Here is an 18,224-nt window from a genome sequence, read left to right as displayed (position 1 = left end):
CACCGTGAGTCACGATTGGAAGAACGATGGAACTTTTCAGGAAAAAGTCGGTTGAGCAGACCCTTGCCGAAACCGGGGAGGAGGGACGCTCCCTGAAACGAACCCTGTCCACCTGGGACCTGGCCATCATGGCGGTGGCCGTGGCGGTCGGTGCGGGTATCTTCTCGGTGGGTGCCCAGGCGGCGGCCTTCCATGCCGGTCCAGCCGTCATCATCTCCTTTGTCATCGCGGGTGTCGTCTGTGCCTCTGCCGTCATGTGCTATGCGGAGTTCGCCTCGATGATTCCCGTATCGGGGTCCGCCTATACCTTCACCTACACCACAATCGGCGAGCTGGTGGCCTGGATCATCGGCTGGGATCTGATCCTGGAAATGCTGATGGCCGCCTCGGTCATCTCCAAGTACTGGGGTGTCTACCTGAACGATTTCATCCACCTGATGGGTGGGGAATCCTTCTCCACCAGTTTCCATCTTGGTTCCTTCGAGATTGATCTGGCTCCTCTGGTGGTCGTGACCCTCTTCACGGTTCTCCTCGTTTTGGGCACCAAGTTGTCGGCACGGTTCGACGGGGCCCTGACCGTCCTGAAGATCGGCATCGTGGTCTTCGTCATCGTCGTCGGCTTCTTCTACATCAAGGCCGAGAATTACCATCCCTTCATCCCGCCTGCCGAACCCGCAGCCGACGTGCCTGGAGCCACGGTCTCGGGCATCATGGGCCAGCCCCTCTGGCAGTGGGCATCGGGCATGCAACCGACCATCTACGGCATATCCGGCATCCTCTCCGGGGCTGCCCTGGTCTTCTTCGCCTTCGTGGGCTTCGATATCGTGGCCACCACGTCCGAGGAGGCCAAGGAACCGCACAAGACCATCCCCAGGGGCATCGGTCTGGGCATGCTGATTGTCATCGTCCTCTACATCCTGGTCGCCATCGTCACCACGGGCATGGTCTCCTATAAGGACCTGGCCCAATCCAAGAGCCCCTCACTGGCCACCGGCTTCGAGATGGTGGGAGCCTCCTGGGCAGCCAAGATCATCTCCTTCGGCATCGTCATCGGACTGACTACCGTGGTCATGGTCCTCCTGCTGGGATTGACCCGTATCGTCTTCGCCATGAGCCGTGATGGTCTCCTGCCCAGGTCCTTCTCCAAGACAGGCAAGCACGGCACCCCCGCCCGCATCCAGATTGCCGGGGGCATCCTGGTTGCCATTGTGGCCTCCTGCTTCCAGATCGATGTCCTCTCCGACATGGTCAACATCGGCACCCTTTCCGCCTTCCTCCTGGTGGCCATCTCCCTGCCGATCATGCGCAAGCGCCGCCCCGACCTGCCACGGTCATTCAAGATGCCTGGGAATCCCTGGGTCCCCATCCTGATTGCCCTGGCCTGCCTGTGGCTCATGCTCAATCTGACGGTTCTGACCTGGATTCGTTTCGTGGTCTGGCTGGCCTGCGGCTTTGCCATCTACTTCTGCTACTCCTATAGGCACTCCCGCCTGGGTCAGCACCGCTTGTCCGGCGAAGTCCCCGAGTCCACCTTGGCGGGCATCGAGGATTAGGGTCCCAGACCGGAGGTAGACTGAACCCAGTTATTCAGGAGGTTTACCTATGACGTACGTCATCGCCCAGCCCTGTGTTGATGTCAGGGACAAGGCATGCGTGGACGAATGCCCGGTCGACTGCATCTACGAGGGAGTGCGCTCGCTCTACATCAACCCGAATGAGTGTGTTGACTGTGGTGCCTGTGAACCCGTCTGCCCGGTTGAGGCTATTTTCTACGAGGATGATCTTCCTGACGAGTGGGCCTGGTACAAGGATGCCGCCAATGACTTCTTCGCCGAGGTCGGAGACGCCGGCGGGGCTGCTGCGGCCGGGGCCTACGATCACGATCCCGAAAAGGTGGCGGCTCTGCCTCCTCAGAAGTGAGGCCAACCGGGTCGCAAGGCCCGTTCCGTAATCTACATTCCAGGGGGTTCCGTGGGTTTTCAGACCTTTTCATCTCCCTACGACTGGTCGCGCATAGATCGCTACCGCCGGATTGCATCGGCTGTGCCCGGAGGCGTGGCCGATCTCTCGGTCGGGTCTCCTGTGGATCCTGTTCCGGACTCCGTCCAGGACGCCCTGGCCCGTTCCGCAGACGGAAAAGATGCCCACGGATACCCCGCAACCATCGGCAGTCCTGTACTTCGCCAGGCCTTGAAGGACTGGTTCAGGAGTGAGCGCGGCGTCGATCTGGACTCCTGCGGGGCATCCCTTTTGCCTACGGTCGGGTCCAAGGAGGCCGTCTCCCTCATGGCCTCGCTCCTCCACCTGGGGGAGGGGGACGTGGTGGTCCAACCCGCAGTCTCCTACCCGACCTACGCCATAGGTACCCAATTATCCGGTGCTCGCGTGGTCACGGTGGACGACCCGGCCGATGTGGAATCCTGGGTGTCCATCCCCGGGGTCAGGGCCATCTGGGTCAACTCCCCGTCCAATCCGACCGGTGCTGTGCTCGATGCCGAGGATCTTGCCGCCATTGTCCGCGCGGCCCGCTCCATCGGTGCCGTCGTGCTGAGTGACGAGTGCTATGCCCTCCTGACCTGGACTCCTGGGGGTCCGGCAGGGGAACCTGCCCCCTGCATCCTCGATCCTGAGGTCTGCCAGGGGTCTGCTGATGGTCTGATATGCCTCTATTCCTTGTCCAAGCAGTCCAACATGGCCGGCTACCGCTCCGCCTTCATGGCGGGCGATCCGAATCTGCTCGGACCGATGACCACCTACCGCAAGCAGATCGGGATGATTATCAGCGGCCCTGTTCAGGCGGCCATGGTCGCGGCTTTGGCCGACCGGCAGGAGGTCCGTATTCAGCGTGACAGGTATTTCCGCCGCCTCAGTATCCTGGTCGATGCCCTGCGGTCATTCGGGTATCAGGCGACCATGCCCCAGGGTGGCCTCTACCTTTGGGTCAGGTCCCGTGGCGGGGATTGCTGGGAGGATATGGAGACCCTGGCGAGTCTGGGTATCCTGCCCAGCCCGGGGGAGTTCTATGGGGATTCCTCCCATCTGCGCCTCTCCACGACTGTCAGTGATGCCGTCATGGACCAGGTGGCGGACCGGCTCGGCAGCTGACATGGGCCTGGTCATTGGTTCATCGAGGGCCACGATTGCAGGCAATGGTTGATGTGGCTGGCTGTCTGCTTGAATGTTGTATTCCTCCGGACCGCTACACGCCCAGGTGCACCGACCGCCTGCCATACCGGTTCCGGATCGTGTCGATGGCAGCTTCGGCGTTGTCCATTCTCTTGGCGCTCTTGTGGTCGTCCTCCTCGAGTACATCCTCCAAGGACGGCTGAATCGGGGTCTCTTTGACCTTGCTCAGTCCTGAAGCACTTACGCCCGCCAACCGAATCAATCGAGGAAGGGGAGTGGTCATCGGCGCCAGGTCGGGGATGCCCAGCATCCGTTTGAGGAGCTCAACCGCCCTGGGATAGATGCGAGTGGCCGTACTGACGGGGGTCTGAAGGGTCCTGGCCTTGGTCATATAGCGCAGATCGTCGAAGCGCAGTTTGACGGTGATGGTCCGGGCGACCAGGTCCTGGGCTCTGAGACTGGTCGCCACCTCGTCGCTGCATGTCCGCAGGAGACCACAGACCTGCTCCATGCTGGTCGTGTCATGCATGAAGGTCCGCTCGGCGCCGATGGACTTCTCGGGTGGACGGTGACGCACCTTGCTCTGATCGAGACCGTGGGAGGAAAGGTAGAGCATTCTTCCCGAGATTTTCGACCCGGTAGCCCTGGTCAGGTCGTGCTCGCTCATTTTGGCCAGGTCCGCCACGTCCTTGACGCCCCAGGCATTGAGTCGCTTCTCCAGGGCTGGTCCGATTCCGGGAATCCCCCGCAGGGGCATGAGCTGGACGAAATCGGCCTGCCGGTCCTTTGGGATGAGCAGCATCCCATCGGGTTTGGCATTGGTTGAGGCCATTTTGGCCACCAGCTTGTTGGATGCGATGCCTACGGAACAGGTCACGTTGAAGTTCTCGGCCACGGTGCTTCGGATCCATCGGGCGATGTTCGTCGGCGAGCCCCATCTCATCAGGGCGCCCGAAACATCCATGAAGCACTCATCCACCGAAACCTGTTCGATCCGGTCGGTGATGCGTGAGAATACGGTCTTGAAGATCTCATGGGAGATGTAATGGTAATAGGCCATATCAACGGGGAGGAAGATTCCCTGTGGGCAGAGCTTGCGTGCCCTGCTGACGGCCATGGCCGAGTTTATCCCGTAGACGCGGGCCTCATAGCTGGCGGCTGATACGACGGATCGTGTGCCGGTGCCGATGATGACCGGTTTTCCCTTGAGTTCCGGATACCGGGCCACCTCGCAGGAGGCATAGAAGGCATCCATATCAATATGCAGTACCGTGCACACGGTCTCGTCGTGTCCCCAGTCCTTCTTGGCGGCCGCCAGCCTTGGTGCAGTACTCATGGCTCCATGATAGGCAAAGTTCAGTGATAACACCCGATAAAAGACCCCGTGTATGGGGTGAAAGCCCAGCCCTGGAAGAATCCGGCGAGTCCCATCTTGGAGAGATGGTATTCTAGTGATTTGTTCTGGCCTTATCCGAATCTCTTTTCGGATCCGGTGATAGGGTTGGATGCAGGGAGACGTGCCTGAGTGGCCGAAAGGGGCACCCTGCTAAGGTGTTGACTGCGCAAGCGGTCCAGGAGTTCGAATCTCCTCGTCTCCGCATGATTGCCGGGAACCGTCCGAGAATGACGGTTCCCGGTTTTCCATATTCAGGCCTATCGCCATGGGGCATGCGAACCCGGGAATCAGGTCAGCGGAACAGGGCTTTGTACCGTCTCCAGTTCAGTTGGAGGAGCTCCTCCTTGGAGGAGATTGCTTAGGCTCCTGCCGAATTCCTCGGTCTGGTCGAGGGGAATGTCGTATGTCAGGGTCACGTTGTCTGTGAATGCCTCTTCTGCGACGGATCCCCCAACGGACTCCACAAGACGGAGCAGGGGGCCGTGGTCGGGGTAGGCGACGGATATTCGGTACCTGCGTGAGGTCACTATCCTGGCCGGATGGGCAGCCTTCAGAGCCAGGGAGGCGGCCGAGGAGTAGGCGCGTATCAATCCGCCCGAACCCAGGAGTATGCCGCCGAAGTACCTGGTTACGGTCACCACGCAGTCGGTAAGGTTCTGGCGGCGCATCACCTCCAGGATGGGCTTGCCTGCCGTGCCTGACGGTTCGCCGTCGTCACTCAGGCGCTCGCTGGTGTGGCCTTCCGGGCCCCAGACGGCACAGTGGCAGACATGCCTGGCCTTGGGATTGGCTCTGCGGACCTGCTCCACGAAGTCCAGGGCCTCATCCTGGTTCCCGATGTGGCAGGCGCTGCCGATGAACTCGGACTTTCTGTCGACCAGGGACCCCATGGAGGGGTTGTCGGATGGGTCCAGGATGGTCTGCATGGTGGTCCCTTCCTCCGGCGGTCCGCTTCTGAGAGTTCTGGCTATATGGTAGGCGGGGGTGGGGGACCACCGCTCTCCTCGGGGGAACACCCTATGACCGGGCCGCGGAATCGTAGATCGTTCCCGCAATTTGCAGGTGTGTCCAGGAAATCACGGAGTGGACTTAAGCTGGCACCATGACCAATCCCCAGGAACAGCCGGAATCGGAATCCCCGGCCCAGACAGGTACCGACCAGGGGGAGGACCGCAATTCCCATGAGGCGCTGACGGTCTTCTATGAGCGGTTGAGGCACTCCACGGACTCCGAAGAGCTGCATGAATTTGCCCGCCGTCCCCTGCCCGACCGCTCGGACCAGGCGGCATTCTCCCGATTCACGGCCCTGCTGGAGGCTGTCGCAGGTAATGACCACACGCCGGTCGATGACAGGGTCTTCCTGGCTGAGACCATGCCCTTCCCGAATATCCTGGTCAAGCTCTCCAAGGATGCCGACCCGAAAGTGCGCCAGGCGGTTGCGTCCAACAGGGACGACAAGAACTGGTTGGTGGGCATCCTGACCAAGGATGAGAACCCCCAGGTCAGGGCCGCCGCTCTTACCAATCCGATGGCCTCCTGGAAGATGCGGTTGGAGGGGGCCCAGGCTTCGACGACCGATGCGGACACCCTTGATTACCTGGGTGGCCTGGGAACAAGCACCGAAGAGGGTGCCCCCTTGATTCTGGCCTCCATGGTGCGCAGGGCGGTGGCCCTGAACCCCAACACCCCTATGGAGACCGTGAAGACCCTGGCACAGGATGATCGGGTTGAGGTTGCCAATGCGGCGCAGAAGCGGCTGGACCAGTAATCTTCGACTCGCGTTTTGACGAACAGCCGTCAGGCGTTACAATTGTGGATTGTTGTGTTTCCCTAAGGGGTCCTCAAAGCGCTTTTCCCACTCGCCGTCTAGGACTTTCAGGGAGCCCACGGATAATATGGCCTCTCATCGGTATGGCATCATGCCGGGTGGGAAGCCCGAAACACAATGCAAGGAAAAGGTTGAATCGTGAAGACTTTCACCCCGAAACCAGCCGATCTGACTCATGACTGGTATATCGTCGACGCCACCGATGTGGTGCTTGGTCGTCTGGCTGCGCAGGTGGCCGACCTTCTGCGTGGCAAGAACAAGCCCACGTTCGCACCCCATGCCGATTCAGGCAACAACGTCATCGTCATCAATGCGGCCAAGGTCGCTCTGACCGGCGACAAGAGCGGCAAGGTGCTCTACACCCACTCCGGTCGTCCCGGCGGTCTGCGTCGCGACTCCTACGGCGAGCTGCTCCAGCACAACCCTGAGCGCATCATCACCACTGCCGTCAAGGGCATGCTTCCCAAGAACAAGCTGTCCAGGGCCCAGCTGACCCGTCTGCGCGTCTTTGCAGGTGAGGAGCACCCCCACACCTCGCAACAGCCCGTTCCCTACGAGATTCACCAGACCTCCCAGCAGGCCAAGTAGAACCAGAGGAGATAGATCACCATGGCTGAAAACAACAACAGCTCCGCGGTTCTCGAGTCTGAGGAGACCGCAGCTTACACTTCGGAGACCAACGCCGGTGCAGGTACCGGTACCTCCGCCATCGAGCCCGGATATGGCACCGGCCGCCGCAAGGAGGCTGTCGCCCGTGTACGTCTGGTTCCCGGCTCCGGCAAGTGGACCATCAATGGGCACACCCTGGAGGAGTACTTCCCCAGCCGTCTGCACCAGCGCGAGGTCAACTCGCCGATCGTTCTGCTCAAGCTTGAGAACAAGTTCGACATCATCGTCCGCGTTGACGGCGGCGGCGTGACCGGCCAGGCGGGCGCAATCCGACTGGGTGTGGCCCGTGCCCTGAACGCCATCGACCGTGATGCCAACCGCCCGGCCCTGAAGAAGGCCGGATTCCTGACCCGCGATGCCCGTGTCGTGGAGCGCAAGAAGGCCGGTCTGCACAAGGCTCGCCGTGCACCTCAGTTCTCCAAGCGCTGACCTTCGGTCAACACTGCAATCCCCGTGGTCTTCGGACCCGGGGATTTTTCATATCCTGTCCGCTCCAGTCTGAGCCGGGGAGGCTTGTTGCATGTCGCCAGCAAAAGCGAACGTGAAAATTAACGAAACCTGTTCTGTATTGACCAGAAAAAGAACGAATATCCACACGACACGCGACAAGTGAACGTCGCCGCGCACACAATCGGGTTTGGTAGCCCCTCTTCGCTATATTGTGACCTTGGTCACTATGCCGGGTTTGAGTGTTCACCCGGTAGGCACCGGATCATCCGGTTTTCGTATGTCTGACAACTGCTCATCAAGGGAGGGCAAGTGGTCTCGGAAAAGAACAATGCGCACATCAATAAGGGGGCTTCCGCAAAGCAGGGAGAAGCTGTGGTGGTCAGCCCCGACAAGGAGGTTGATGTTCTGGTCACCAGGGCTCAAGCGGCTCTGAAGAAATTCGAGGAGCTCGATCAGGCCCAAGTCGACCGCATCGTCGCCAAGGCCTCGATAGCAGCCCTCAACAAGCACCTGGTCCTGGCCAAGATGGCCGTCGAGGAGACGGGGCGTGGTCTGGTCGAGGACAAGGCCACCAAGAACATCTTCGCCTGCGAGCATGTGACCAACCACCTGGCCAAGCAGCGCACGGTGGGCATCATCAACGAGAATGATGTGGACGGCATTGTTGAAGTGGCTGAGCCCGTTGGTGTCGTGGCCGGTGTCACCCCGGTGACCAATCCGACCTCCACCGCCATATTCAAGTCTCTGATCGCCCTGAAGACCAGGTGCCCGATTGTCTTCGGCTTCCATCCCTTCGCTCAGAAGTGCTCGGTCGAGGCCGCCAGGATCGTTCGTGACGCAGCCATCGAGGCAGGTGCTCCGGAGGACTGCATTCAGTGGATCGAACACCCCTCGGTCGACGCCACCGGTGCCTTGATGAAACACCCGGGTGTGGCCACCATCCTGGCCACCGGCGGTCCGGGCATGGTCAAGGCCGCCTATTCCTCGGGCAAGCCTGCTCTGGGTGTCGGGGCCGGGAACGCCCCCGCCTATATCGATAAGGATGTATGCGTTCCCAGGGCCGTCAATGATCTGATCCTCTCCAAGCACTTTGATTACGGCATGATCTGCGCCACCGAGCAGGCCATCATCGCCCACCAGGACGTCTACGACCGGGTGATCGACGAGATGAAGCGCCGCCGTGCCTACTTCGTCAACAGGGAGGAGAAGGCCAAGCTGGAGCAGTACATGTTCGGTGTCACTGCCTATGCCGGCAAGGATGCCCCCGCCCCCAAGCTGAATTCCGTGGTGCCCGGGAAGTCTCCCCAGTTCATCGCCCACCAGGCAGGCTTTGAGATTCCCGAGGATGCGACCATCCTGGCTGCCGAATGCCAGGAGGTCGGTGGAATGGAGCCCCTGACCCTGGAGAAGCTGGCTCCGGTCCAGGCTGTTCTCAAGGCCCGCAACAAGGAGGACGCCTTCGCCAAGTGCGAGCAGATGCTCCGCCACGGTGCCGGACATACGGCCGCCATCCACACCGACAACGAGAAGCTGGTCCGCGAGTATGGTCTGCGCATGCACGCCTGCCGAATCATCTGGAACCAGCCCAGCTCCCTGGGTGGCATCGGCGACATCTACAACTCCATCGCTCCCTCCCTGACCCTTGGTTGCGGCTCCTACGGCGGCAACTCCGTGTCGGGCAACGTACAGGCGGTCAATCTGATCAACGTGAAGCGCATAGCGCGGAGGAACAACAACATGCAGTGGTTCAAGGTGCCGCCCAAGACCTACTTCGAACCCAACTCGGTACGGTATCTGCGCGACATGTTCGGCATCCACCGCGCTGTCATCGTCTGCGACAAGGTCATGGAGCAGCTGGGCATCGTCGACAAGATCATCGATCAGCTGCGTGCCCGTCCCGAGCCCGTTACCTTCCGCATCATCGACTACGTTGAGCCAGAGCCAAGCGTGGAGACCGTGGAGCGCGGTGCCGAGATGATGCGCGACGAGTTCGGCCCCGATACGATCATCGCGGTGGGTGGCGGCAGCCCCATGGATGCGGCCAAGATCATGTGGCTCCTCTACGAGCGTCCGGAGATATCCTTCGCCGACGTGCGTGAGAAGTTCTTCGACATCCGCAAGAGGGCCTTCAAGATTCCGCCGCTGGGTTCCAAGGCCAAGCTGGTCTGCATCCCCACCTCGTCAGGCACCGGCTCGGAGGTTACCCCCTTCGCGGTCATCACCGACCACAAGACCGGCTACAAGTACCCGATCACCGACTATGCCCTGACCCCCAGCGTGGCCATCGTCGACCCGGTCCTGGCCCGGACCCAGCCCAAGCGGCTCGCCTCGGACTCAGGTTTCGATGCCCTGACCCACTGCATGGAGGCCTTCGTATCGGTCTACGCCAACGACTACACCGATGCCATGGCCCTACGGGCAGCCAAGCTCATCTGGGACAACCTGGCCGTTTCGGTCGGTACAGAGGGCGGCCGGACCAAGATCCGGGCCCAGGAGAGAATGCACAACGCGGCCACCATGGCAGGCATGGCCTTTGGTTCGGCCTTCCTGGGTATGTGCCATGGCATGGCACATACCATTGGGGCACTGTGCCACATCGCGCATGGACGGACCAACTCCATCCTCCTGCCCTACGTGATTCGCTACAACGGGCAGATTCCGCAGGAGCCCACTTCCTGGCCCAAGTACAGCGAGTACATCGCGGCCGAGCGTTACCAGGAGATGGCACATGTGCTGGGCATCGAGTCCTCCACCCCCGAGGAGGGTGTGGAGCTCCTGGCGCGGGCCGTTGAGGACTACCGCGACCAGAAGCTGGGCATGGACAGCTCCTTCCAGGCTGCAGGTGTGGATGAGGACTACTTCTGGAGTGTCCTTGACCAGATAGGCATGCGTGCCTATGAGGATCAGTGCACCCCGGCCAACCCCCGCATTCCTCAGATCGAGGACATGAAGGACATCGCCATCGCCGCCTACTACGGTGTTCCTCAGGAAGAGGGCCATCGTCTGCGCGTCAGCAGGGAGGGCGAGGCAGCTACGGAGGAAGCTTCGCAGCGCATCTGACCCTGTCAAAGACAGGTTGATTGGTCGGCCTCTTCACCGGGATCTAACTCACGGTGAAGAGGCCGACCATTTTCATGCGCGAGGCGCTGGTATGAGCGGTTTTATGATCGAGACCAAAGCGACACGCCCGGATTATGCTAGGGGTGGCCTCGTGGTTAAATATGAAAGTTGCCTGTTTTGGGCTCGCACTTTGTAATTCAAAATAGCGGGTACAGCTCGGGACCTGACCCCACTGGGTTCCGGACGGCTGTGCATGGATGCGGTTTTGGCTTGTCGGGTGGAATTCCCGCTGAGCCCCGCCGATCAGTGCCCTGCAACAGGCTGGATAACCAGTCATATAGATCGCTAGAAAGGGCGGACGGCAATGGCGGGACAGAAAATCCGCATCAGGCTAAAGTCCTATGACCATGAGGTCATCGACCAATCGGCGAAGAAGATCGTCGAGACGGTGACGAACGCGGGCGCAACTGTGGTTGGCCCCGTTCCGCTGCCGACTGAGAAGAACGTGTATGTCGTCATCCGTTCTCCTCATAAGTACAAGGACTCCCGCGAGCATTTCGAGATGCGCACTCATAAGCGTCTCATCGACATCGTGGATCCCACGCCCAAGGCTGTGGATTCTCTGATGCACATCGATCTGCCGGCGGACGTCAACATCGAAATCAAGCTGTAAGGGAGGAGGAAACCGTATGGCTGAAGATCAGAGGAACCGAAAGGCCCTCCTGGGCCGCAAGCTGGGCATGTCCCAGGTCTGGGATGAGAACGGCTTCTTCGTCCCGGTGACCCTGGTGGATGTTTCCACCAACGTGGTGACCGCGGTCAAGAACGAGGAGACGGACGGCTACAAGGCCATCCAGATCGGCTACGGCCAGATCGATCCCACCAAGGTGACCAAGCCCCTGGCTGGCCACTTCGCCAAGGCCGGTGTGACCCCTCGTCGTCACCTGGTCGAGGTCCGAACCGGTGATGCCGATAGCTACCAGCCCGGCCAGGAGCTCGGTCTGGAGCTGCTGCCCGAGGGCAGCGAGGTCGATGTGACCGGCACCACCAAGGGCAAGGGCTTCGCGGGCACCATCAAGCGTTGGGGCTTCAAGTCCTATCGCCGTACCCACGGCTCGCACAAGAACGAGCGTCGTCCCGGTTCTGTCGGCGCATGCGCCACCCCCAGCCGCATCCTCAAGGGGAAGCGGATGGCAGGCCGCATGGGTCACGACACCTCGACGGTCCAGAACCTGACCATCGTCTCCGCGGATACCGAGAAGGGCGTCATCGCCATCAAGGGTGCCGTCCCCGGCCCCCGCGGCGCCATCGTCCTGGTCCGTTCGGCAGTGAAGGGAGCCTGAAATCATGGCTAAGTTGACTCTGAACATCACGGACGCCAAGGGCAAGGCAGCCGGCAAGGTTGAGGCCCCCGAGGACATCTTCGGCATCGCCGAGGATGACGTCCAGGCCCACGTGCCGCTGATCCACCAGGTCGTTGTGGCCCAGCTGGCCGCGGCTCGCCAGGGCACCCACTCGGTCAAGACCCGCTCCACCATCTCCGGTGGCGGTCGTAAGCCTTGGAAGCAGAAGGGCACCGGTCGTGCCCGTCAGGGTTCCATCCGCGCCCCTCAGTGGGCCGGAGGCGCTGTGGTCCACGGACCCCAGCCCCGCGATTACTCCCAGCGCACCCCCAAGAAGATGAAGGCTGCAGCATTGCGCTACATCCTCTCCGACAGGGCCAACGCAGGGCGTATCCACGTGGTTGATTTCGGTATCGGTGAGACTCCGTCCACCAAGGCGGCCAAGGCAGCTCTCCTGCCCCTGGTCGAGAACCGCTTCACCACCATCGTGCTCTCCCGCGAGAACATCAACGAGTGGCTCTCCGTGAGGAATCTGCCCACCGTGCATGTGCTCTTCGCCGATCAGCTCAACACCTACGACGTGGTCACCGCAGAGGATGTCGTCTTCAGCAAGGACGGCTTTGAAGCCTTCCTCGCTTCCAGGGGCGACGCCAAGTCCGAGACCGTCAAGGAGGCCTGATTTTCATGGCAGCAATCCATAAGCCCGCGCACGATATCATCCTGCGCCCGGTCGTCTCCGAGAAGAGCTATGCCAACTCGGATCGGGGCCAGTACACCTTCGTGGTGGATCCCTCCGCCAACAAGGTGGCCATCAAGCAGGCCATTGAGCAGATCTTCAATGTGAAGGTCACATCGGTCAACACCCTGAACCGCAAGGGCAAGCGTGTTCGTACCCGTGCAGGGTACGGCCAGCGTGCCAGCGAGAAGCGCGCCATCGTCAAGGTGGCCGAGGGGCAGTCGATCGATGTCTTCGGTAGTGGTAACTGAAGGCTAGCCGAGAAAAGTTAAGGAAGAACTACATTATGGCTATCCGTACATATAAGCCGACGACCGCGGGCCGTCGCAACGCTTCGGTTTCGGACTTTGCCGAAATCACGCGCTCCAAGCCCGAGAAGTCGTTGGTTCGCAAGCTCAGCAAGACCGGTGGACGCAACTCCTATGGTCGTGTGACCAGCCGTCACCGTGGTGGTGGACACAAGCGCCAGTACCGTCTCATCGATTTCCGTCGCTGGGACAAGGACGGCGTGCCCGCCAAGGTTGCCGAGATCGAGTACGACCCCAACCGTTCGGCCCGTATCGCCCTCCTGCACTTCGCGGATGGTGAGAAGCGCTACATCATCGCCCCCCAGGGCGTCAAGCAGGGTGATGTCATTGAGACCGGCSMSAAGGCCGATATCAAGCCCGGCAACAACCTGCCGCTGCGCAACATCCCCACCGGTACCGTGGTCCACGCCATCGAGCTGAGGCCTCTTGGCGGCGCCAAGATCGCTCGTTCGGCCGGTGCGGCCGTTCAGCTGGTCGCCAAGGATGGTGCTTACGCCCAGCTGCGTATGCCCTCCGGAGAGATTCGCAACGTGGATGCACGCTGCCGCGCCACTGTGGGTGAGGTCGGTAACTCCGATCATGCCAACATTCAGCTCGGCAAGGCTGGTCGCGCCCGTTGGCTCGGTCGTCGACCGATCACCCGTGGTGAATCCATGAACCCCGTCGACCACCCGCATGGTGGACGCACACGCGGTGGTAAGCCGCCGGTGTCTCCTTGGGGCAAGGGCGAGGTCCGCACGCGCAAGCCCAAGAAGGCATCCAACAAGATGATCGTGCGCCGCCGTCCAAATGGTAAGAACCGCAAGTAAGGGAGTGCCGAAGAGATGACTCGTAGCATCAAGAAGGGCCCATTCGTCGACGCCCACTTGCAGAAGAAAGTCGACGAGCAGAACGAAAAGGGAACCAAGAACGTCATCAAGACCTGGTCCCGTCGTTCCATGATCACCCCGGACTTCATCGGGCACACCTTCGCTGTGCATGACGGTCGTAAGCATGTCCCGGTCTTCGTGACCGAGGCCATGGTGGGCCACAAGCTCGGCGAGTTCGCCCCCACGCGCACCTTCAAGGGGCACGTGAAGGACGACAAGAAAGCACGCCGCTGAGGCGAGGGAGAGTAGAGACACATGGAAGCTAAGGCAATTGCACGTCACGTCCGCGTGACGCCTCGCAAGGCTCGCCGCGTCGTCGACCTCATCCGAGGCAAGCAGGCGACCGAGGCCGTGACCATTTTGAAGTTCGCCCCCCAGGATGCGGCCGTTCCGGTCCGCAAGTGCCTGGAGAGCGCCATCGCCAACGCCCGTGTCAAGGCGGATAGGGCCAATGAGCCCTTCCGTGAGAACGAGCTTGTGGTTCGTGAGACCTATGTGGACGAAGGCACCACCCTGAAGAGGTTCCGTGCCCGTGCCCAGGGTCGTGCGGCCCGCATCAACAAGCGGACCAGCCACATCACGGTCGTGGTGGCCGACAAGGAAGGAGCCCGGTAATGGGGCAGAAAATCAACCCGTTTGGGTACCGACTCGGCATCACCGAAGAGCACCGCAGCAAGTGGTACTCCGACTCCAGCAAGCAGGGGGAGCGTTACAGCGACTTCGTGCTTGAGGACGACAAGATCCGCAAGGAGATGAACAAGGACCTGGAGCGCGCAGGCGTTTCCAAGATTGTCATCGAGCGGACCCGTGATCGTGTGCGCGTCGACATCCACACTGCCCGTCCGGGCATTGTGATTGGTCGCCGCGGTGCCGAGGCGGAGCGCGTCCGTGCCAAGCTGGAGAAGATCACCGGCAAGCAGGTTCAGCTGAACATCTTCGAGGTGAAGAACGCCGCGATTGATGCGCAGCTGGTTGCTCAGGGAATCGCTGAGCAGCTGACCAACCGCGTCACCTTCCGCCGCGCCATGCGCAAGGCCCAGCAGGATGCCATGCGCGCCGGGGCCAAGGGCATCAGGATCAAGCTCTCCGGCCGCCTGGGTGGAGCCGAAATGAGCCGCTCGGAGTTCTACCGCGAGGGCCGTGTGCCCCTGCAGACGCTCCGTGCCCTGATCGACTATGGCTTCTTCGAGGCCAGGACCACCTATGGTCGCATCGGCGTCAAGGTATGGATCTACAAGGGCGATATGACCGAGCGTGAGTTCGAGGAGCAGCAGGCTCAGCAGAACAACCGCCCGGGTCGTCGTGGAGACCGCCGTCCCCGTCGTGGTTCCCGTCCCACTGAGGGACGCACCAGGCGTGAGCAGGACGCAGCCCAGCAGAACAGCGGTGTGGCGACTCCGCCAGCGGCAGCTGAAGAGCAGACCGCAGCGGCACCCGTCGCAACTGAAGCAAAGGAGTGAGCTGTGCTTATCCCAAAGAGGACTAAATACCGCAAGCAGCATCGTCCGGTTCGTTCGGGCATGTCCAAGGGCGGCAACGAGATTGCCTTCGGCGATTTCGGCATTCAGGCTCTGGCTCCGGCTTACCTGACAAACCGCCAGATCGAGGCGGCCCGTATCGCCATGACCCGTTACATCAAGCGTGGTGGTCGAGTCTGGATTACGGTCTTCCCCGATCGCCCCCTGACCAAGCACGCCCTGGGATCCCGAATGGGTTCCGGTAAGGGTGCGCCCGAGTTCTGGGTGGCCAATGTCCGTCCCGGCAGGGTGCTCTTCGAAATCGGTGGCGTCTCTGAGGAAGTGGCCCGCGAGGCCCTTCGTCGTGCCGTCGACAAGCTCCCTATGAAGTGCCGGATTATCGCACGCGAAGGCGGTGACATCTGATGTCAGTCGGAACAGCCGAATATTCCATCAAGAATCTGAACGAGAAGACCGATGCGGAGATCGAGGACTTCCTGAAGAAGTCAAAGGAAGAACTCTTCAACCTGCGCTTCCAGTCCGCTACGGGCCAGCTGGAGAACACCTCCCGCCTCAAGGCCGTCAAGCACGACATCGCCAGGATGTACACGGTGCTGCGTGAGCGCGAACTGGGCATCAGCCAGGCGCCCTCCGATGCAAAGGCCGATAGCAAAGCTGAGGAGAAGTAAGCATGGCTGACAAGCAGGAGCGCAACTTCCGCAAGGTACGCACCGGATATGTCGTCTCCGACGGTATGGACAAGACCATCACCGTCGAGCTGGAGCAGCGTTCGACCCACCCCCTTTACGGGAAGGTCGTTCGTAGCAACCGCAAGGTCAAGGCTCATGATGAAAAGAACGAAGCGCATGTTGGCGACTTCGTGAGTATCATGGAGACTCGGCCTCTGAGCAAGACCAAGCGCTGGCGTCTCGACTCCATCGTCGAGCGCGCCAAGTAACAAGTTCGGCCAGGCTCCGCATCCATCCGCCTTTGGCAGGGTGTCTGCGGAGAACCAGCGCGGCTAAGGAGAATCAATGATTCAGCAGGAATCGCGGCTTCATGTCGCCGACAACACGGGTGCCAAGGAGATTCTGGCCATCCGCGTGCTCGGCGGGTCGAAGCGTCGCTATGCCGGCATTGGTGATGTAATCGTCGCCACCGTCAAGGATGCCATTCCCGGCGGGTCGGTCAAGAAGGGCGAGGTCGTCAAGGCGGTCGTCGTCCGTACAGTCAAGGAGCACCGTCGTCCCGACGGCTCCTACATCAAGTTCGACGAGAACGCGGCGGTCATTCTGGGCAATGGCCGCGAACCCCGCGGTACTCGTATCTTCGGGCCGGTCGGTCGTGAGCTGCGCGACAAGCGCTTCATGAAGATCGTGTCCCTCGCACCGGAGGTGATCTGAGATGGTAGCCAAGATCAAGACAGGCGACCAGGTCAAGGTCATCCGTGGCAAGGATCGCGGCAAGGAAGGAAAGGTCGTCAGGATTCTTCCCAACGACCGTCTGATCGTCGAGGGCGTCCAGATCGTCAAGAAGCACGTCAAGGCGACTCAGCAGGGTCAGGAGTCGGGCATCGTACCGACTGAGGCCCCGATCCACCGCTCCAACGTGATGGTCATCGATCCGGACACCAAGAAGCCGACCCGCGTCGGTGTCAACATCAAGGAGGAGGCGCGCGACGGTAAGGTCAAGATCGTGCGTACCCGCTTCGCCAAGAAGTCAGGCAAGGAGCTGTCATGAGCGATACAACCGTTGAAGCACCGGCAGTCCCTCGTTTGAGGCAGCAGTACAACGAGCAGATTGTGCCCGCACTGAAGAAGGAATTCAACTTCTCCAACCCCATGCAGGTCCCGAAGGTCGAGAAGATCGTCGTCTCCATGGGTGTAGGTGCAGCAGCTCGTGACTCCAAGCTGATCGAGGGTGCGGTCAAGGACCTGACGGCCATTACCGGCCAGAAGCCCAAGATCACCAAGGCCAAGAAGTCCGTTGCGCAGTTCCACCTGCGTGAGGGCCAGGCCATCGGCGCCTACGTCACCCTGCGTGGCGAGCGTATGTGGGAGTTCCTGGACCGCCTGTTGACCCTGGCTCTGCCCCGTATCCGTGATTTCCGCGGCATCAGTGGCCGTCAGTTCGATGGTCAGGGCAACTACAACTTCGGCCTCACGGAGCAGTCCATGTTCCATGAGATCGATCCCGATCAGATCGATCACCAGCGTGGTATGGATATCACCGTGGTGACCTCCACCAAGAACGATCAGGAGGCCAGGGCACTGCTGAAGCAGCTCGGCTTCCCCTTCAAGGAGAACTGATATGGCAAAAACCGCTCTGAGAAACAAGGCGGCACGCAAGCCGAAGTTCAAGGTGCGTGGCTATACGCGCTGCCAGGTCTGCGGTCGTCCTCATTCCGTCTATCGCAAGTTCGGCCTCTGCCGCATCTGCCTTCGCGAGAAGGCCCATCGCGGTGAGCTCCCCGGAGTTACGAAGTCCAGTTGGTAAAGATCGACGCTGAAGGTCCGCGGCTGCTGCAGGAATCTGCACGGCGGCGGAAACCACGGCGAGGAAGGGCATAAGCCCACATGACAATGACAGATCCCATCGCAGACATGCTCACACGTCTGCGCAATGCGAGTGCGGCCAAGCATGAAACAGTCGACATGCCGTACTCCAAATTCAAGGCGAACATCGCGCAGATTCTCAAGCGTGAAGGCTACATCGCCGACTTCCGGGCCAAGGAAGCACGGGTTGGGCAGGATCTGGAGATCACGCTCAAGTACGGCCCCGACGGACGTCAGTCCATCCAGGGCATCAAGCGCGTCTCCAAGCCCGGTCTGCGCCGTTACGCCAAGTCCGATTCTCTGCCCATGCCCCTGGGCGGGCTGGGAATCGCCATCATCTCGACCAGCTCGGGACTGATGACCCAGAAGGAATGCCTCGACCGAGGCATTGGTGGCGAAATCGTCGCCTACGTGTGGTGAGAAAGGA

Annotated in this window: 25 protein-coding genes and 1 tRNA gene; 24 read left to right on the top strand and 2 right to left on the bottom strand. The window is 60.9% G+C overall.

All coding sequences use genetic code 11. From position 1 onward, the window contains the following. Nucleotides 1-26 precede the first annotated feature (26 nt). The 3 genes from bcor_RS05870 to dapC are packed head-to-tail and all read left to right on the top strand — an operon-like array spanning nt 27 to nt 3,105. A complete protein-coding gene (locus tag bcor_RS05870; RefSeq protein WP_033490683.1) occupies nt 27-1,553 on the top strand; it encodes an amino acid permease in 1,527 nt (508 codons plus the stop codon). Between the two features lie 49 nt (nt 1,554-1,602). After that, nucleotides 1,603-1,920 carry a ferredoxin gene (fdxA, locus tag bcor_RS05865; protein ID WP_033490682.1) on the top strand — a complete coding sequence of 106 codons (318 nt, stop codon included), beginning with the start codon at nt 1,603-1,605 and terminating at the stop codon, nt 1,918-1,920. Between the two features lie 51 nt (nt 1,921-1,971). Further along, nucleotides 1,972-3,105, top strand: a complete 1,134-nt coding sequence (gene dapC / locus bcor_RS05860; RefSeq protein WP_033497611.1) for a succinyldiaminopimelate transaminase — start codon at nt 1,972-1,974, stop codon at nt 3,103-3,105. 94 nt (nt 3,106-3,199) lie between these two features. On the opposite strand, the gene dinB is transcribed toward dapC, so the two are convergent. Continuing rightward, entirely contained in the window at nt 3,200-4,462 is a 1,263-nt protein-coding gene (gene dinB, locus bcor_RS05855) for a DNA polymerase IV (RefSeq protein ID WP_033497613.1), read from the bottom strand. 175 nt (nt 4,463-4,637) lie between these two features. Here dinB and bcor_RS05850 point away from each other — a divergent pair. After that, nucleotides 4,638-4,724, top strand: a tRNA-Ser gene (locus bcor_RS05850). Between the two features lie 85 nt (nt 4,725-4,809). Here the strand turns inward: bcor_RS05850 and bcor_RS05845 are convergent. Then, nucleotides 4,810-5,448, bottom strand: a complete 639-nt coding sequence (locus bcor_RS05845; protein ID WP_033497615.1) for an IMPACT family protein — start codon at nt 5,446-5,448, stop codon at nt 4,810-4,812. Nucleotides 5,449-5,624: 176 nt separating this feature from the next. On the opposite strand from bcor_RS05845, the gene bcor_RS05840 reads away from it, so the two are divergent. The 20 genes from bcor_RS05840 to rpsH all read left to right on the top strand — a co-directional run bounded on the left by bcor_RS05840 (nt 5,625) and on the right by rpsH (nt 18,217). Continuing rightward, a complete protein-coding gene (locus bcor_RS05840; RefSeq protein ID WP_033490676.1) occupies nt 5,625-6,290 on the top strand; it encodes an AbrB family transcriptional regulator in 666 nt (221 codons plus the stop codon). 198 nt (nt 6,291-6,488) lie between these two features. Further along, on the top strand, nt 6,489-6,938 hold the full coding sequence (rplM, locus tag bcor_RS05835) for a 50S ribosomal protein L13 (RefSeq protein WP_033490674.1): 450 nt from the start codon (nt 6,489-6,491) through the stop codon (nt 6,936-6,938). Between the two features lie 21 nt (nt 6,939-6,959). Then, complete coding sequence (rpsI, locus tag bcor_RS05830) at nt 6,960-7,448, top strand: 30S ribosomal protein S9 (protein WP_033490672.1); 489 nt, start codon at nt 6,960-6,962, stop codon at nt 7,446-7,448. A 357-nt stretch (nt 7,449-7,805) separates the two neighbouring features. Next, the gene (adhE, locus tag bcor_RS05825; RefSeq protein ID WP_033497882.1) at nt 7,806-10,529 is read left to right on the top strand and encodes a bifunctional acetaldehyde-CoA/alcohol dehydrogenase; all 2,724 of its coding nucleotides are present in this window, start codon (nt 7,806-7,808) and stop codon (nt 10,527-10,529) included. A gap of 364 nt (nt 10,530-10,893) precedes the next feature. Next, a complete protein-coding gene (gene rpsJ / locus bcor_RS05820) occupies nt 10,894-11,202 on the top strand; it encodes a 30S ribosomal protein S10 (RefSeq protein ID WP_006295278.1) in 309 nt (102 codons plus the stop codon). 16 nt (nt 11,203-11,218) lie between these two features. Then, on the top strand, nt 11,219-11,872 hold the full coding sequence (gene rplC, locus bcor_RS05815; protein WP_033490670.1) for a 50S ribosomal protein L3: 654 nt from the start codon (nt 11,219-11,221) through the stop codon (nt 11,870-11,872). A 4-nt stretch (nt 11,873-11,876) separates the two neighbouring features. Further along, nucleotides 11,877-12,551 carry a 50S ribosomal protein L4 gene (gene rplD / locus bcor_RS05810; protein WP_033490669.1) on the top strand — a complete coding sequence of 225 codons (675 nt, stop codon included), beginning with the start codon at nt 11,877-11,879 and terminating at the stop codon, nt 12,549-12,551. 5 nt (nt 12,552-12,556) lie between these two features. Beyond that, nucleotides 12,557-12,859, top strand: coding sequence for a 50S ribosomal protein L23 (rplW, locus tag bcor_RS05805; protein WP_033490668.1), 303 nt, complete (start codon nt 12,557-12,559; stop codon nt 12,857-12,859). Nucleotides 12,860-12,894: 35 nt separating this feature from the next. Then, nucleotides 12,895-13,725: a 50S ribosomal protein L2 gene (rplB, locus tag bcor_RS05800; protein WP_038459255.1), complete on the top strand. Its 831-nt coding sequence runs from the start codon at nt 12,895-12,897 to the stop codon at nt 13,723-13,725. 15 nt (nt 13,726-13,740) lie between these two features. Beyond that, a complete protein-coding gene (rpsS, locus tag bcor_RS05795) occupies nt 13,741-14,019 on the top strand; it encodes a 30S ribosomal protein S19 (protein WP_033490666.1) in 279 nt (92 codons plus the stop codon). A 21-nt stretch (nt 14,020-14,040) separates the two neighbouring features. Further along, nucleotides 14,041-14,400 (top strand): 50S ribosomal protein L22, encoded by a 360-nt coding sequence (rplV, locus tag bcor_RS05790; protein WP_033490664.1) that lies wholly within the window; start codon nt 14,041-14,043, stop codon nt 14,398-14,400. After that, nucleotides 14,400-15,245, top strand: a complete 846-nt coding sequence (rpsC, locus tag bcor_RS05785) for a 30S ribosomal protein S3 (protein ID WP_033490662.1) — start codon at nt 14,400-14,402, stop codon at nt 15,243-15,245. Before rplV ends, rpsC begins: the two co-directional genes overlap by 1 nt. A 3-nt stretch (nt 15,246-15,248) precedes the next feature. Continuing rightward, nucleotides 15,249-15,668 (top strand): 50S ribosomal protein L16, encoded by a 420-nt coding sequence (gene rplP / locus bcor_RS05780; protein ID WP_033490660.1) that lies wholly within the window; start codon nt 15,249-15,251, stop codon nt 15,666-15,668. After that, nucleotides 15,668-15,931 (top strand): 50S ribosomal protein L29, encoded by a 264-nt coding sequence (gene rpmC / locus bcor_RS05775; RefSeq protein WP_033490659.1) that lies wholly within the window; start codon nt 15,668-15,670, stop codon nt 15,929-15,931. Before rplP ends, rpmC begins: the two co-directional genes overlap by 1 nt. A 2-nt stretch (nt 15,932-15,933) precedes the next feature. Continuing rightward, a complete protein-coding gene (gene rpsQ / locus bcor_RS05770) occupies nt 15,934-16,200 on the top strand; it encodes a 30S ribosomal protein S17 (protein WP_033490658.1) in 267 nt (88 codons plus the stop codon). A 76-nt stretch (nt 16,201-16,276) separates the two neighbouring features. Next, on the top strand, nt 16,277-16,645 hold the full coding sequence (gene rplN / locus bcor_RS05765; RefSeq protein ID WP_033490657.1) for a 50S ribosomal protein L14: 369 nt from the start codon (nt 16,277-16,279) through the stop codon (nt 16,643-16,645). 1 nt (nt 16,646) lies between these two features. Then, complete coding sequence (rplX, locus tag bcor_RS05760; protein ID WP_033490656.1) at nt 16,647-16,982, top strand: 50S ribosomal protein L24; 336 nt, start codon at nt 16,647-16,649, stop codon at nt 16,980-16,982. After that, nucleotides 16,979-17,551 carry a 50S ribosomal protein L5 gene (gene rplE / locus bcor_RS05755; protein ID WP_033490654.1) on the top strand — a complete coding sequence of 191 codons (573 nt, stop codon included), beginning with the start codon at nt 16,979-16,981 and terminating at the stop codon, nt 17,549-17,551. The genes rplX and rplE overlap by 4 nt, the downstream gene beginning before the upstream one ends. A 1-nt stretch (nt 17,552) precedes the next feature. Next, nucleotides 17,553-17,738, top strand: a complete 186-nt coding sequence (locus bcor_RS05750) for a type Z 30S ribosomal protein S14 (protein WP_015022346.1) — start codon at nt 17,553-17,555, stop codon at nt 17,736-17,738. 80 nt (nt 17,739-17,818) lie between these two features. Beyond that, a complete protein-coding gene (gene rpsH, locus bcor_RS05745; RefSeq protein WP_033490652.1) occupies nt 17,819-18,217 on the top strand; it encodes a 30S ribosomal protein S8 in 399 nt (132 codons plus the stop codon). Nucleotides 18,218-18,224 lie beyond the last annotated feature (7 nt).

Source organism: Bifidobacterium coryneforme, from assembly GCF_000737865.1.
Classification (GTDB): Bacteria; Actinomycetota; Actinomycetes; order Actinomycetales; family Bifidobacteriaceae; genus Bombiscardovia; species Bombiscardovia coryneformis.
Note: the sequence above shows the minus strand (reverse complement) of the source record. Positions and strands in the feature narration are given on the sequence as shown.

What these genes read in the sequence shown, in the direction of transcription:
- dinB (WP_033497613.1), bottom strand. Translation starts at nt 4,462, where the DNA reads ATGAGTACTGCACCAAGGCTGGCGGCCGCCAAGAAGGACTGGGGACAC.
- rpsH (WP_033490652.1), top strand. Translation starts at nt 17,819, where the DNA reads ATGACAATGACAGATCCCATCGCAGACATGCTCACACGTCTGCGCAAT.
- rplC (WP_033490670.1), top strand. Translation starts at nt 11,219, where the DNA reads ATGGCTGAAGATCAGAGGAACCGAAAGGCCCTCCTGGGCCGCAAGCTG.
- bcor_RS05870 (WP_033490683.1), top strand. Translation starts at nt 27, where the DNA reads ATGGAACTTTTCAGGAAAAAGTCGGTTGAGCAGACCCTTGCCGAAACC.
- rpsI (WP_033490672.1), top strand. Translation starts at nt 6,960, where the DNA reads ATGGCTGAAAACAACAACAGCTCCGCGGTTCTCGAGTCTGAGGAGACC.
- rplW (WP_033490668.1), top strand. Translation starts at nt 12,557, where the DNA reads ATGGCAGCAATCCATAAGCCCGCGCACGATATCATCCTGCGCCCGGTC.
- rplX (WP_033490656.1), top strand. Translation starts at nt 16,647, where the DNA reads ATGGTAGCCAAGATCAAGACAGGCGACCAGGTCAAGGTCATCCGTGGC.
- fdxA (WP_033490682.1), top strand. Translation starts at nt 1,603, where the DNA reads ATGACGTACGTCATCGCCCAGCCCTGTGTTGATGTCAGGGACAAGGCA.
- bcor_RS05750 (WP_015022346.1), top strand. Translation starts at nt 17,553, where the DNA reads ATGGCAAAAACCGCTCTGAGAAACAAGGCGGCACGCAAGCCGAAGTTC.
- rplD (WP_033490669.1), top strand. Translation starts at nt 11,877, where the DNA reads ATGGCTAAGTTGACTCTGAACATCACGGACGCCAAGGGCAAGGCAGCC.
- rpsJ (WP_006295278.1), top strand. Translation starts at nt 10,894, where the DNA reads ATGGCGGGACAGAAAATCCGCATCAGGCTAAAGTCCTATGACCATGAG.
- rpsC (WP_033490662.1), top strand. Translation starts at nt 14,400, where the DNA reads ATGGGGCAGAAAATCAACCCGTTTGGGTACCGACTCGGCATCACCGAA.
- rpsQ (WP_033490658.1), top strand. Translation starts at nt 15,934, where the DNA reads ATGGCTGACAAGCAGGAGCGCAACTTCCGCAAGGTACGCACCGGATAT.
- rplV (WP_033490664.1), top strand. Translation starts at nt 14,041, where the DNA reads ATGGAAGCTAAGGCAATTGCACGTCACGTCCGCGTGACGCCTCGCAAG.
- bcor_RS05845 (WP_033497615.1), bottom strand. Translation starts at nt 5,448, where the DNA reads ATGCAGACCATCCTGGACCCATCCGACAACCCCTCCATGGGGTCCCTG.
- rplE (WP_033490654.1), top strand. Translation starts at nt 16,979, where the DNA reads ATGAGCGATACAACCGTTGAAGCACCGGCAGTCCCTCGTTTGAGGCAG.
- rplN (WP_033490657.1), top strand. Translation starts at nt 16,277, where the DNA reads ATGATTCAGCAGGAATCGCGGCTTCATGTCGCCGACAACACGGGTGCC.
- bcor_RS05840 (WP_033490676.1), top strand. Translation starts at nt 5,625, where the DNA reads ATGACCAATCCCCAGGAACAGCCGGAATCGGAATCCCCGGCCCAGACA.
- rpsS (WP_033490666.1), top strand. Translation starts at nt 13,741, where the DNA reads ATGACTCGTAGCATCAAGAAGGGCCCATTCGTCGACGCCCACTTGCAG.
- rpmC (WP_033490659.1), top strand. Translation starts at nt 15,668, where the DNA reads ATGTCAGTCGGAACAGCCGAATATTCCATCAAGAATCTGAACGAGAAG.